Here is a 14,659-nt window from a genome sequence, read left to right as displayed (position 1 = left end):
AGAAATTTCTGCCGCCGCTGTGCGTCTGCCCACAACGTCGCGGAACCGTCGGTTTTTACTAATATTTTCACATAATTAACGCCGATTAAATAACTTTTCGTTATTAATTCTGGTATTTTAATTAAAAATTTCTTAGATTTGTAGAAATTGGATAACACCACGATCTTATGGCACAACGGGAACTACTACTCGGAGACGAAGCCCTCGCACTGGGCGCGCTCCACGCCGGACTGTCGGGCGTCTATGCCTATCCGGGCACGCCCTCGACCGAAATAACCGAATTCATTCAGGGTCATCCGCTCACCGCCGAGCGCGGCGTGCACTGCACTTGGTCGGCCAATGAAAAGACCGCCATGGAGGAGGCCCTCGGCATGTCGTTCGCCGGAAAACGGGCGCTGGTCTGCATGAAGCACGTGGGCATGAACGTCGCCGCCGACGCATTCGTCAATTCGGCGATGACCGGCGCCAACGGCGGGCTGGTTGTGGTCGCGGCCGACGACCCTTCGATGCACTCGTCGCAGAACGAGCAGGACTCGCGCTTTTACGGCCAGTTCGCCCTCGTGCCGACCTTCGAACCTTCGAACCAGCAGGAGGCCTACGACATGGTGCAGGCGGCCTTCGACTTCTCGGAGAAGTACCGTATTCCCGTACTGATGCGTCTGACGACCCGCATGGCCCATTCGCGGGCCGTGGTCGAAGTCGCCGGTGTCCGCGCCGAGAACGAACGCTCCTACCCCACCCAAACGCGCCAGTGGGTGCTGATGCCGGGCAATTCGCGCGTAAGGTACAACACGCTGCTCGACGACTACGCCCGGTTCGAGACCGAAGCCGCCGAGAGCCGCTTCAACCGCTATACGGACGCCCCCGACAAATCGGTCGGCATCATCGCCTGCGGCATCGCCCACAACTACCTCGCGGAGAATTATCCCGGCGGCTGTCCGCATCCCGTGCTGAAAATTTCGCAGTATCCGCTTCCGGCCTCACTCGTACGCCGCATGGCGTCGGAGTGCGGTTCGCTGCTCATCATCGAAGAGGGACAACCCGTCGTCGAGCAGGCCGTGCGCGGTATCCTGCCCGCACCGCTCGATATTCGCGGCCGCATGACGGGCCAGCTGCCCCGCACCGGAGAACTTACGCCCGACAGCGTGCGCGCCGCACTGGGACTCGCGCCGCACGCCACGCACGCGGCCAGCCAAATCGTCGTGCCGCGTCCGCCGGCCCTTTGTCAGGGCTGCGGCCACAGGGACGTCTACACGGCTTTGAAAGAGATTGCGGACGAACACGAAAACGCCAAGGTATTCAGCGACATAGGCTGTTATACGCTGGGCTGGCTGGCTCCGTTCCACGCCATCGACACCTGCGTCGATATGGGCGCTTCGATCACGATGGCCAAAGGAGCCGCCGACGCGGGCGTATATCCGTCGATCGCCGTCATCGGCGACTCGACCTTCACCCATTCGGGCATGACGGGACTGCTGGACGCCGTAAACGAGCGCAGCAACATCACGGTCATCATCTCGGACAACCTGACGACGGGCATGACCGGCGGACAGGATTCGGCCGGCACGGGCCGTCTGGAGCAGATATGCGCCGGCATCGGCGTCGATCCGGCCCATATCCGCGTCGTGGTGCCCCTTCCCAAAAACCGGGAAGAGATGAAAGCCATACTCCGCGAGGAGATCGCCTACGACGGGGTTTCGGTCGTCATCCCCCGCCGCGAGTGCATCCAGACCGCCAAACGCCACAACGCCGCCAAACAGAAACAATAGGGCCGACGGCACTGACGGCGGCAAACACGCGACAGGAAAAAACGCGGCAACGAACACCAACCAGCAAACAACGGAACACTTATGAAAAAGGACATCATACTTTCGGGCGTGGGAGGACAGGGCATCCTCTCGATCGCCACCGTCATCGGCAAAGCGGCCCTCGACGCGGGCCTCAGCATCAAGCAGGCCGAAGTCCACGGCATGAGCCAGCGCGGCGGCGACGTACAGTCGAACCTGCGCATCGCGTCGGGCGAAATCGCTTCGGACCTCATTGCGCGGGGCGTCGCCGACATCATCATTTCGCTCGAACCGATGGAGGCCCTGCGCTACCTGCCGTGGCTTTCGAAGGAGGGGTGGGTAATCACCAACACCGCGCCGCTGATCAATATCCCGAACTATCCCGATGCGGAAGCCCTCCGGCGCGAGTTCGACGCACTGCCGCACGTCGTGGCGCTCGACGTGGACGCCATTGCCAAGAGCGCGGCATCGCCCCGCGCCGCCAACATCGTACTGCTGGGCGCAGCGGCGCCGTTTCTGGGCATCGACGCCGAGAAGCTCGAAGCCGGCATCCGCGCCATCTTCGCCCGCAAAGGTCAAGAGATCGTAGAGATGAACCTCGCGGCGTTCCGCGCAGGATACCAATACGCACAAAAACAGACCGAATAATGGAACGGCTTCCACTCGACCGCTCCGTGCTCGACTCCGCGCTGGAGCGCATGGACATCGCCGACATCGCGCAGGCGACCATCCGCCAGTCGGGCGACATCGCCCGCATACTGGAAAACGAAACGGGAACGGAATTCCTGCACCTCGAAATGGGCGTTCCGGGACTCCCGCCCGAACAGGTCGGCGTCGAAGCCGAATGCAAAGCCCTCCGGCAGGGCGTGGCGTCGCAGTACCCCAGCATGTCCGGCATTCCGGAACTGAAGGAGCAGGCTTCGCGTTTCATCCGCGCGTTCCTCGACATCGGCATCGCACCGCAAGGCTGCATTCCGACCGTCGGCTCGATGCAGGGCAGTTTCACACTGTTCCTGCTCTGCTCGCAGCTGGACCCGAAGAAGAACAAAATCCTCTTCATCGACCCCGGATTCCCCGTACAGCGCAATCAGGTGCATATCCTCAATATCCCGCACGCGTCGTTCGACATCTACGAGTACCGCGCCGAAAAGCTGGGTCCCAAGCTGGAAAGCTACCTCGCGCAGGGCGACGTGGCGGCCATCGTCTACTCCAACCCCAACAATCCGGCATGGATATGTCTCACGGAAGAGGAGCTGCGCACCGTCGGCGAACTGGCGAGCAGGTACGACGCCATCGTCATCGAGGATCTGGCCTACCTCTGCATGGACTTCCGCAAACCGCTGGGACGGCCTTTCGAAGCGCCCTATCAGTCCAGCATCGCCCGTTATACGCAGAATTATATCCTGATGATCTCCGGGTCGAAGATATTCAGCTACGCCGGACAGCGCATCGCCGTCGCGGCGATCTCCGACGCGCTCTACACCCGCCAGTATCCCGCGCTCCGGGAGCGTTACGGCATGGCCCGTCTGGGCGACGCCTATGTGCTGACGATCCTCTATGCGGCATCGTCGGGCACGAGCCATTCGGCCCAGTACGCCCTCGCGGCCATGTTCCGCGCCGCGGCCGACGGCCGGCTGGATTTCGTGGCCGAAACGTCGGAATACGCACGCCGCGCACGGCTGACCAAGGAGCTGTTCCTGCGCCACGGTTTCCGCATCGTCTACGACAAGGATCAGGACGAGGCGGTAAGCGACGGATTCTTCTACACGGTCGGCTACGGCGATCTGACCAGCTCGGAGCTGCTGAGCGAACTGCTGCTCTACGGCATCTGCGCCATTTCGCTCACCACGACCGGCAGCCGCCAGCCGGGAATCCGCGTCTGCGTCTCGCAGCTCAACCGCCCCGAACAGTTCGACCTCTTGGAAGCCAGACTAACCGCCTTCGGGCAAAACCACCGATAAGCCTATGCAATTCACGACAGCCGCCGAAGCCGCAAAGCTCATCCGATCGCACAGCAGCGTCTACATTCAGGGCAGCACCTCGATTCCCGAAGTGCTGGTCCAAGCCATGACCGACCGTGCCGATGAACTCACCGACGTAAAGATCTACTCCGGATTCGCCGTCGGACGGGCCGATGCCCCCTATTGCAGGCCCGAATACAAAGACACGTTCCTCGTAAACAGCCTTTTCGTCGCCAACAACATCCGACGCTGGCTGGCCGCAGGTTACGGCCAGTCGATCCCGGCTTTTCTGGGTGAGATTCCGGGGCTTTTCCGCGACGGCACGCTGCCCGTCGACGTGGCGATCCTCAACCTTTCGCGCCCCAACGAGGAGGGTTACTGCTCGTTCGGCGTGTCGGCCGATCTGGCCGTTTCGGCCGTGGAGTGCGCCAAAACCGTCATCGCACAGGTCAATACGGCCATGCCGTTCTCTTACGGCGACGCCGTGATTCATCTTTCGCGCGTGGCGGCGGCCGTCGAGGTCGACGATCCGCTGGTCGAAGTTCCCTCGGCCACGCCCAGCGAAATCGAAAGCAGGATCGGCGGCTACATCGCCGAGCTGATCCCCGACGGCGCCACGCTTCAGATCGGCGTGGGCGGCATTCCCAACGCCGTTCTGGCGGCTCTCACGGGCCACAAGCACCTCGGCCTGCACACCGAAGCGATGACCGACGGGGTCCTGCCGCTCTTGGAAAGCGGCGTAATCGACAATTCGCTGAAAAAGGTCATGCCCGGCACGACCGTCGCGTCGCTGGCCCTCGGCTCGCGCCGTCTGTACGATTATATGGATTACCGCAAAGACCTCGTAATGAAAGACGTGGCGTGGACCAACGATCCGTTCCGCATCCGCGAAAATCCCCGCGTCATGGCGATCAATTCGGCCGTCGAGGTGGATCTCACAGGACAAGTGTGCGCCGACTCGGTCGGAGAACGCATTATCTCAGGCGTGGGCGGCCAGCACGACTTCATGTACGGCGGTGCGCTCTCGGAGGGCGGCAAAACCTTCATCGCCATCCCCTCGACCACCCCGAAGGGCGAATCGAAGATCAAAGCGCTGCTGACCCCCGGCGCGGGCGTCGTCACGACCCGCCACATGGTCCAGCACGTGGTCACCGAATACGGCGTGGCGCACCTGAGGGGCCGCAACCTCGCCGAGCGCGCCCGTGCGCTGATCTCCGTCGCCCACCCCTCGGTGCGCGAAGAGCTGGAAAAAGCCGCCTGCGAACGCTTCGGCTACACGTTCCTGCGGATTAAGTAAATGCACGAAGACAGCAACAGTACAGGCCGCACGTTACCTCTGCGGCCTGTATTGTGTTCTGCGGCGTCCTGCCATGCAGTTTCCTGCCGGAAAACCGGGCGAAAACAAAATAAAAGGCGAACTTTGCCCGTTACCACACAAAAACCTGAAAATCTATGCACTGGAAATACCTCCTTTTCGACCTCGACGGCACGCTGACCGACCCGATGCAGGGCATCACCCGCTCGGTGCAGTACGCCCTGCGGCACTTCGGGATCGAAGTCGAGGACCTGACGACGCTCTGTCCCTTTATCGGACCGCCGCTGCGGGATTCGTTCCGCGAATTTTACGGCATGACCTCCGCCCAAGCCGACGAGGCGTCCGAAAAATACGGCGAATACTTCAGCCGTCAGGGAATCTTCGAAAACAAGCTCTACGCGGGAATTCCCGAACTGCTGTCCGCCCTGCAGGCGCAGGGTGCGACGCTGGCCATCGCCACCTCCAAACCCGACTTTCTGGCCGAACGGATCGCCCGGCATTTCGGGTTCCGCGACCGTTTCACGCTCATCTGCGGCGGAACGGCCTACGGTCCCTGCTCGACCAAAGCGGGCGTAATCCGCGAGACCCTCGCACAACTGCGCATCGACGATCCGTCGCAGGCCGTCATGATCGGCGACCGCCGCTTCGACATCGAGGGAGCCGCGGCCGCAGGCGTAGAGTCGATCGGCGTATTGTGGGGATACGGCAGCCGCGAAGAGCTGGAAAAGGCCAGTCCCGGTTACCTCGCAGCCGACATCCCGGAACTGCGGCGTCTGCTTGCATAGCGCACCGTCCCCGTATTCCCTGCGCGGCCATATGCCGCGCCCCCCTAACCGGGGAAACTCCCCGTCGCGCAAACACCGTAACCGCCCCCGTCGCGGCAGACACGTCCGACGCCGCCTTCGCCCACCTGCCGCCATTACAACACCAAAAGACGCCCGCGACAACCGCAGGCGTCTTCATCTATCCGAAAACCCGGAGTCCCCGGCAGAGCCGGGGCCGATCCGATTCCGAACTATTTTTCAAATTTCATTTCGTCCAGCAGCCAGTCCGCCTCGGCATATTTGTCGATAATCCACATCACATAGCGGATATCGACGCAGACCGTACGCGCCAGATCGGGATGGAACCACACGTCGCCGGCCATCGACTCGCGGTTGCCGTCGAAGGCCAGTCCGATCAGCCGTCCGCGGCCGTCGAGCACGGGACTGCCCGAATTACCGCCCGTGATGTCGTTGTCGGTCAGGAAATTGACGTAGAGCGTACCCTTTTCGCCCCAGCGGCCCCAATCCTCAGCGGCAATCAGCCGTTTCATGCGGTCGTCGACCCGGAATTCATACTCGTCGGGGTTGTATTTCTCCATATAACCCGCAATCGTCGAGCGCGAATCGTAATGCACGCCGTCCGACGGATTCAGGGGCACGACACTGCCGTAAGTCAGGCGCATGGTCGAATTGGCGTTGGGATACTGCGCAATCCCTTCCGAAGCGCGGAAGTCGTAGAGCAGGCCGGCATAACGGCTTTCGGCCTTGCCCACCTGCGCGCGAACCCGTCTCTCGGCCTTGTCCACCCCGCCCGTAAACCGCTGCACCCGCACCGATTCAGTGAGTCTGACCAGCGGATCGCGGCGCATCTCGGCGACCGAGCGGTTCCGTTCGAAATAGGCGTCATAACGGTCGGGATCGCTGCAGAACGATGCATCGAACGCTTCGCGCGCCATCCGGTCGGCATCGCCGCCCGCCGCATCGTACATCTCGGTCAACTGTTCGCCCCACATCTCGCGCGGCACATGCTTCGTGAAGTTCACAATCATCTTCGCCAACAGGTCGCGGTCGGTCTCGACATCGTAGTTGCGGCGCAGACGGCCGCTTCCGGCAACCACGCTCTGCGCATCCTTCGAGTCGATCTTCAGCGAATCTAGCTTCAGGCGGTCCAACTTGCCGAGGTACGACGACACGCGGTTGGCCACCAGCAGCGCCTCGCTCGGACCGAGCCACGCCTCGCGGAAATAGTTGAGACTGCGTTCGGCGCCCCGGCGGCCCTCGTAACCGCGTTCAAGATCGGCAAGCAGCCCGCCGTTTTCGGCCCTGCGCGCCGAATCGGCCTCGATCCAACGCTGCAGACGCTCCTCTTCGGCCTTACGGATCGACTCCACGTCGAAACGGCAAAGACACTTGTTCTCCCACTTGGCGTAATCGGCATAGTTGCTCAGCCCGAAATAGGAGTCGGAATACTTCATGCGCACCTTCGGATCGCGCTCCATATGGCGCTTAAGAATATCCATCCGGTCGTGGCGGTTGGCCACGACGACGGGATTCTTGACACGCTGTTTCTCGGCCACGGCAAACGACGAAGCGTAACGGTTCGTATGGCCCGGAAATCCGATCACCATCGCAAAGTCGCCGTCGTGCACGCCGCCCGTCGCAATACGCAGTACGCGGCGGGGCTTGAGCGGCACGTTGCCGGCGGAATACTCCGCAGGACGTCCCTCCGCGTCGGCATACACCCGGTAGAGCGTAAAGTCACCCTTGTGCTGGGGCCAGCCCCAGTTGTCGTGATCGCCGCCGAAAGCGCCCAGCGTAATGGGCGGAGTTCCGACCAGCCGCACGTCCTTATAAACGTCGTAATAGAACATCAGGTACATTTTGCCGCCCCACATCGAGTAGCACGACACTTCGTGTTCGGTCTGCGCGGCATAACGGTCCTCGATCTCCTTGTACACGCGGCGCATGCCCATTATGCCCCATTTTCCTTCGGCCATCATGCCGTTGCGGATCGCCTCGACCTCCTCGGTCACATCGACCACCTTGCGCAGGAACCACACGGTCTTGCCGGCCACGGGAATCTCTTCTCCGCGCGTACGGGCCCAGAAACCCGTTTCGAGGTAGTTGTGTTCGGGCGTCGAAAGGGCGCAGATGTCGCTGAACGCGACGTGGTGATTGGTTATCATCAGCCCTTCGTCGGAGATCATGCTTCCCGTTCCCATACCGCCGTCCACGGCGACTACGGCGTCGGCGAGCGCCGAAGTCTGCTCGTTGTAAATCTCCTTGTCCTTTATCTTCAACCCCTTGGACTTCATCTGAGGGTAAATCTCCCCCAGCCGGTTGATCAGCCACATGCCTTCGTCGGCCACGGCGGTCTGCATGCAGAGCAGCACGACGGCCAGACAGGCTATCCATCTTCTCATATCTTTCATCTTCATAAAACGGGAGGAAACCGTCAGCCGATCCCCTCCCGGTCATTTTATTCGGTTACGGTCTTGCCCGGATTGGTGAACTTCAGCCGCGGATCCGCCTCCTTGAAGGTCCCGTCGGCCATGCGGAGCGTCCACTTCTCGGCTTGGAAAATCTCCTTCCAGAGCTTCTCGTCGTTCCACATCGACTTCACATAGTGAATACGCATGACGGGCGTCAGGTCGCGCAGCACGAAATCTACGGAGACAATGCCCTCGGAGCACGAAAGGAAGCTCTTGAAATAGGGGAACGCATTGCGGATCGGCATCTTCTCGATACCGGGGAACGCCATCTCGTAGACAGCCTTCGGGAACTGTTCGTCATCGCCCCACTTCTCGATGTTGGCAATGAACCTGCCCGCCTGCTTTTCCACGTCGCGGAACATGATCTGGGCGAACTCCTCGCGCGAAACCTGCCCGGCGACCGCATAGCTCTTGAGTACGGTGTGCATCGGAATCACCTTTTCGCCCTCCTTGGCCGGAATCACCAGCTCTTCGGCGTCAATCGCCTCCTCGAACATCTTTTCGGTAATGCCGGCGGCGGGATCGGCGTAGACCGTCACATCCACGGGGCAGGCGAATTCGGAGGTGAAGCCGTATACGCCCTCGATCTTCTGCAGCACCATGCCGAAGTAGATCATATCCATCCGGTCATGGAGTCCCTCGACGCCGAGTTTCACCACGTCGAGCATCGGCACGTTCTCGCCCGGCATGGCGTATTTACGCAGCGTCGGAGCGAAAATCGCGGCCTGAATCTTCAGCGTGTCGGTCTTGGCGGGGTCGAACAGCACCTCGACGCCGTGACGGCGGACGAAGGTCTTCACGCCGTAAACGCCCGGCACGGTCTGCATCTTGGCCGAGAAGGCCTTCGAAGAGCCGAAGCACTTGATCGTCTGCAATCCCTCCATCTCGAAGGTCTGCAGATTCTCGACCTGCTCGTAATCGCCCCATTTCTCGTCGATCGTGGGCAGCTCCATCGTGGAACCCATCCACACGGCGATGAAGAAAAGCACGACGGCCAGCAGTCCCGGCACCCAGCGCAGCGAACGGCGGCCGTTGACCTGCAGGGCGTCCTTCGTACAGGAGCCGATACAGTTGCCGCAAAGCGTGCAATCGACGTGCTTCACCTTCACGTAGTCGTGGATCGGCAGCTGATAGGGGCACTTTTTCTCGCAGAGACCGCAGTTGTTGCAGGTGCGGATGTCACGCTCGATGTACATCAGCGGGAAGACGCAGCTGCGCATCTTGACAATCTCGACGACATATGCGGCCAGACATGCGCCGCCGATGGTCCAGACCCATGCGTCCGCAACGCCCAGCATGCCGAGAATCCAGCCGCCGAGGGCCGCGATGACGAACAGCAGCGTGAATTTGAAAATGTTGCTGGCCGCCCCCAGCGGACAGATATACTTGCACCAGAACATCTTCACCACGAAGCCGCCCAGCAGCAACAGCGTAAGGCTCGTGAGCGACATCCAGAGCACGATCTCGCCCTTGAATCCCGTAGCCACGGCATAGAACGGATCGAGTTTCTTGCAGAACAGCTCGCTCGACGAGAGCGTGAAATAGAGGATCGTGAAGAGCAGCACGTACTTCACCACGCGCAGCAGTTTGTCTACGATGCTGCCCGACGGAACCTCGACCTGCAGATGCAGTTTCTTTCCGGCGCGGCCCATCCATTCGCCGACGGTGCCCAGCGGACAGAGGTAGCCGCAGAAAAGTTTGCTGAACAGGATCACTCCCACGGCGAGCACGAGGCCCATCATGATCTGGAGCATAGACATCGAGCAGGCCAGCGAGTTGTTCACCAGATAGGTTCCGAAAGCCTGCAGACCGCCGAAGGGACAGTAAGCCTCGACATCGACGGGTTTTTCGCTGAAGTTGGCCCAGAGCACCGTGCCTGCAATGGCGGCCAGTACGCCCCACTGCAGGATGTGCTTCAGGTAATTGGGTTTGCGTTTCATGTATCGTTAAGTATTGTGTTTGTGTGTGCGGAGCGGGTTATTCCTTGTCTTTGATACAACGGACGGGAGCAGCGCAGTAACCGCCTTGGTATGCGACCGTTATACGGTTGAAACTCTTGTTGTAGGTGATCATGCCGGCATAATACTGAATGTTCTTGATACCGCTGGCCGGGTCGTCGGCCGTATTGTAGGTAACCTTATAGCCGGTCGAACTGGGGAAATACCCCATGCCGAACGCCGAGGCGTCGGCAGCCGAGACCGTCGCCATATAGGCCGGGGTCGCCGTAGCGCCCGCCGCATTGACATAACCGCAGCCTGCGATATTAAACCCGTCTTTATTGAGCTTAACGATCGAACCGCCGCTCTGCGTCTGTTCGAAATAGGGCGACGTCGGATCGGTGAGGTTGCCGCTGCCGACACCCGCCAGTTTGAGCCATTCGGCCATCGTCGGGATATGCCATCCTTCGGGGCAAATACCCCGCGCCCCTTCATACTGGTCGAAATTGTCACCCGTCATGTCGCCGGTCATCCCCAGCATCACCGGATAGCTGTACAGCAGACCGTTGCTTTCGACGAGCGACGGATCAGCCGCTTTAGACAGATTGCACGGATACCATACGCCGCTGCCGTCCTTCGGGTCGCTCGATATGGTTTTGCCTTCGGGCACATACCGCAGGTTTTCGGCCATCCACGTACGGCCGTCCTTCAGGGTCACGATCTCGTACTTCACGCCGCCCCATTCGACGGTCGGGGTCTCGACCTCGCCTTCGCCGTCCGGCAGCAGGTCGTCGCCGTCCACCCAGCCCGTAATCGGACCGCTGAACTTCACCTCGATGTCGGCCGGCTGCACGTTGCACTCCATGCGGCGGTTCTCACCCGACTTGAAGTCGGCCGTACCGAGCGTCTGCGTGCGTTTCTTGCCGTCGGCCGTAGTGACGGTAACCATCAGTTTGACACCGTTCTGCGGCACCAGAAGCGCATAGTAGACTTTGTTCGCAGTCGCCGTATTGGCGATCAGGTCGGAAGCCTCCGCGTCCGCTTTGGCCGTAAAGTTGCCCGTCGCTGGATCGAGTACGCCCGTACCCACGGCGCCCTTGATGACGATATTCGTAATATCGAAACCCGATTCGTTCGTCACGTCGATAACGATGCGCGACATCTTGTGCTTGAAAGTCATCTGCGTGGACGACAGCGTCGGCTTGACGCCCGCCTTCACGGCCACGATCAGGTCCGAAGCCGTGTAGTTGTCGCCGCTCTGATCGGCCTTGACCGAGAATTCCGCGGGAATATCCCCGCCCTCCTGCCAAGGATAATAGGCGAAGAGCGTCGAGGTCGCATTGACGTCCTCGTACCAGAGGAACCCCTCGGCTTTGAAATCGGTGCCGTCGAAAGTCATCGGCTTGTTCGACACGAAGTCCTTGCCGTCGGCGGTCATCGTAACCTTCAGGCCGACCTTGTCGCCCAGTTCGAAATCGGTATCCGTGGCGCGCGTAGAGGCGGCAGTCATGGCCGCCGGAGTCAGCGAAGGATTGCCGATCGTCGGAGTGATACGCAGCGTCCGGTCGCCCGGAACGCCATCTTCGCTCTTCGAGCAGGCGGCCAAGCACACTGCCGCGGCTGCCGCGATCATCAAAATCTTTTTCATAGCTCTATCCGTTTAAGTTAAAAATTATATCCCGCACTCACCGTCGCCCGCACCCGGTTGGGCTGCGCGACGTATTGCAGATCGAACCCGTGTTCGTAGCGCGCGTACAGTTCGACGTAGAACCGCTTGATGTTGCGCCGTACGCCCAGTCCGGCACCCAGCCGTTTGGCCGTCAGGTATTCGGTTTCATAATTGTAGTATCCGGTCAGTTGTCCGGGATACTCGCCCGGCTGCTCGCCGGAGGTCTCGAACTGTTTTTCGCACTCCTCGAAGCCGCCCTGACGGTAGTCGGCGGCGAGGGTCAGTTCCCAGAACCCGAAGGCGCGGATCAGCTCGGCATAGACTTTCGTAAAGTGCAGCTTCTGCCCCTTGACATAGGGATACATCAGCGTCGATTCGCGGTTGAGCTGCGAATAGGCCACGCCGGCGCGCAGGTCCGTATGGCGGTTTGCAAATTCGTACTCGCCCCCCAGATCGAGTCCCTTGCGCCCGAAGATAGGCGTCGAGCCGTGAATGTAGGGCTTCGTCACACCGTTGACGGTCTCCGTCGTGATGATGTTCTCGTCGGTCTGGAGCGACCGCCAGTCGAGGTTCAGCCGCACGAAGTGCCTGCGCTGCAGGTTTCCGAGCGAAAGGGCGGCGTTCGCCGTCACCTGATGCGTCCCGAACTCATGCCAGATCATACCGCGCTCGCCCGTCTCGCCCTGCCGGTTGCGATATGCGGCAGCGGCATAGACCGGTCCGTACTGCAGCTGCACGCCCGCGCCCTGCGTATTCTCCCGGACGGGAAATCCCGTGACGCCGCTGGTCGTGAGGTGCATGTCGCTGCTCTCCCAGAGCTGCAGCGAGCCGTACCCCAGACCGCGGTCGAAGAAAGCCTGATACGATTCGGGGGTGGAGCCGATCTCCTCGGCTTCGAGTTTTTCGCTGTTCGTGCCCACGATATAGACCGCGCCCGCGGCGAAACGGCCCGCATGGTACATCACGCCGGGCGAGAATTCGAAGTCGAGCCGCGTATTCTTGTGACGCAGGTCCTTGCGCTTGGCATAGTTCTGCGCTTCGAACTCCACGCGCAGGCCGCCCGTCCAGCGCCTCCCCAGCACGGCCGAAACGCCGCCCGTGAAGGTATAGTCCTCGCGGATTTTGCGGCCCGGCGTAAATTCAAGAATATCCACGGGATAATAGCCCGGTTCGGTGAACATCGAACCGCACATGTTGCGGCCGTCGAAATAGTCGTATCCGAAGCCGCCCGCGAAAGAGACCTTTTTCAGATGGCGCACCGACTCGGTCCGCGCGCCGGCGTTCCAGCTGTCATCCGACGACGAATGGCCGGTCATCCCGCCGTTCTCCTTGGTGAAATAGATTTCGGCATAGGAGCGGCTCAGGCTGTCCTGCCGGATGCCCGCGGCATTCGGGCCGCCGTTCCACGGATTGCGGCGAAAAACATAATCGAAACGCTCCTGTGCCGCGGCGCCTGAGACGGCAATTATCATCAGCAGTGTTAAAATCCGTCTCATAGGCTATTCACGCAAAGATTGTGTCTCACGCTCGTAAAAATCGTTCGACGAATTATTGGTATCCACATATCGGTCGAATCCGGCGCTCGCAGTGGCCTCTTCGTCCAGCCTGCGGTAGAGGCTGTGTCCCTGCGCCTTGGCCGAGAATCCGACGTATCCGGCGTCCACATCGGTATGCAGACGCTTGTTTCTGGTCGCTTCCGACAGGTTGCAGACCTCGACGCCGTCTACGATCCACTCCCACGGAATTTTCGAATAGACGACGCTGCCGCTGGCGATCGCCGATTCGAGATCGTTGGCCAGATAGGCGTCCAGATCGAAATCGCCGGGCGCCCGGAAAAGGATCACGGCGGGCGAATTCTGCGATATCACATAGACCACGGCCGTATTCGTTCCGGTTTTTTTCAGCACTTTCATATAGTGCGACTCGTCGATCTGATCGCCCGGAGTAGGCGTGGGATGCAGCCGGTTGCCGGGATAATGCACCATATCGTAAAGCACGAAGTAGCCTTTCCGGTTGAGATTCACCGACTGGGAATAGGTCTGCGTGTGGTCCACGCCGTAATAGGCCACGACGGCCTCTTCGCCCGGCTCCAACGGGAAATCCGTGCCCGTGCCGGGGAACATCCAGATACAGTCCGGCATGGCGGCGTAGTCGCGGAAAACGATGTTGCCCGAAGGGTCCGTACTCGTCCACGGATTGTTGGCGTTCGAGTTGTAGGGCGCGACCATACCCAGACAAAGGCCGTCGAGGTAGTAGGTGTCGAAACTGTTGTTGTGCAGGACGATATACTTGTCGTCGGCATACGAACCGGTCGCAGGCGGGTCCTGCGGACAGCCGCCCGAATAGATCTCCTTGATGAGGATCGTGCCCGGCTTGGCGTATTTCAACTCTACGCTCACATTCCGGTCGGCGCCGGCGAGGTCCACCTGTTCGACGGCGCCGTTGAAGACCGACGACGCATCGGGGCGGTCGAGCACCGAAAGCCGGTAATGCCCGGCGGCCACGTCGAAGGCCGCCACGCCGCGCGCATCGGTCAGCGCGGTGTAGACGTTGCTCGAATTGCGGTCGGTGAGTTTCACCGGAACGCCCTCCCGCAGGAAGGAGGCGTACTCTTCGGGGTAGACGACCTGCACGCTGAGCGACCGCAGCGTATCGCCGTAGGGATTGCCTTCGAACGACGTGCAGCCGGCGGCCAGCAGACAGGATAATATGCAAAATAGCTTTTTCATCGTTT

10 protein-coding genes are annotated in these 14,659 nt (G+C 60.7%); 5 read left to right on the top strand and 5 right to left on the bottom strand.

The features are described 5' to 3' along the window. Positions 1-167: 167 nt before the first annotated feature. The 5 genes from ACESTR_RS07275 to ACESTR_RS07255 all read left to right on the top strand — a co-directional run bounded on the left by ACESTR_RS07275 (position 168) and on the right by ACESTR_RS07255 (position 5,848). Positions 168-1,769, top strand: a complete 1,602-nt coding sequence (locus tag ACESTR_RS07275; RefSeq protein ID WP_373179045.1) for a thiamine pyrophosphate-dependent enzyme — start codon at positions 168-170, stop codon at positions 1,767-1,769. Between the two features lie 81 nt (positions 1,770-1,850). After that, complete coding sequence (locus ACESTR_RS07270; protein WP_373179044.1) at positions 1,851-2,435, top strand: indolepyruvate oxidoreductase subunit beta; 585 nt, start codon at positions 1,851-1,853, stop codon at positions 2,433-2,435. Beyond that, positions 2,435-3,748 (top strand): aminotransferase class I/II-fold pyridoxal phosphate-dependent enzyme, encoded by a 1,314-nt coding sequence (locus tag ACESTR_RS07265; protein ID WP_373179043.1) that lies wholly within the window; start codon positions 2,435-2,437, stop codon positions 3,746-3,748. The genes ACESTR_RS07270 and ACESTR_RS07265 overlap by 1 nt, the downstream gene beginning before the upstream one ends. 4 nt (positions 3,749-3,752) lie before the next feature. Beyond that, positions 3,753-5,045 carry an acetyl-CoA hydrolase/transferase family protein gene (locus tag ACESTR_RS07260; protein WP_278728333.1) on the top strand — a complete coding sequence of 431 codons (1,293 nt, stop codon included), beginning with the start codon at positions 3,753-3,755 and terminating at the stop codon, positions 5,043-5,045. Between the two features lie 155 nt (positions 5,046-5,200). After that, a complete protein-coding gene (locus ACESTR_RS07255; RefSeq protein ID WP_009597796.1) occupies positions 5,201-5,848 on the top strand; it encodes an HAD hydrolase-like protein in 648 nt (215 codons plus the stop codon). 230 nt (positions 5,849-6,078) lie between these two features. Here the strand turns inward: ACESTR_RS07255 and ACESTR_RS07250 are convergent, their stop codons facing one another. The 5 genes from ACESTR_RS07250 to ACESTR_RS07230 are packed head-to-tail and all read right to left on the bottom strand — an operon-like array spanning position 6,079 to position 14,654. Then, positions 6,079-8,250, bottom strand: a complete 2,172-nt coding sequence (locus ACESTR_RS07250; protein WP_237958767.1) for a S46 family peptidase — start codon at positions 8,248-8,250, stop codon at positions 6,079-6,081. Between the two features lie 56 nt (positions 8,251-8,306). Continuing rightward, positions 8,307-10,259 (bottom strand): 4Fe-4S binding protein, encoded by a 1,953-nt coding sequence (locus tag ACESTR_RS07245; protein ID WP_227042542.1) that lies wholly within the window; start codon positions 10,257-10,259, stop codon positions 8,307-8,309. A 37-nt stretch (positions 10,260-10,296) separates the two neighbouring features. Next, positions 10,297-11,904, bottom strand: coding sequence for a fimbrillin family protein (locus tag ACESTR_RS07240; protein WP_373179042.1), 1,608 nt, complete (start codon positions 11,902-11,904; stop codon positions 10,297-10,299). Positions 11,905-11,921: 17 nt separating this feature from the next. Next, complete coding sequence (locus ACESTR_RS07235) at positions 11,922-13,421, bottom strand: DUF6850 family outer membrane beta-barrel protein (RefSeq protein ID WP_244076257.1); 1,500 nt, start codon at positions 13,419-13,421, stop codon at positions 11,922-11,924. Between the two features lie 3 nt (positions 13,422-13,424). Beyond that, positions 13,425-14,654 carry a DUF4876 domain-containing protein gene (locus tag ACESTR_RS07230; protein ID WP_009597840.1) on the bottom strand — a complete coding sequence of 410 codons (1,230 nt, stop codon included), beginning with the start codon at positions 14,652-14,654 and terminating at the stop codon, positions 13,425-13,427. Positions 14,655-14,659 lie beyond the last annotated feature (5 nt).

The organism is Alistipes sp. DJF_B185 (assembly GCF_964250025.1).
Lineage (GTDB): Bacteria > Bacteroidota > Bacteroidia > Bacteroidales > Rikenellaceae > Alistipes > Alistipes finegoldii.
This window is presented reverse-complemented; position numbering and strand designations above follow the sequence as displayed.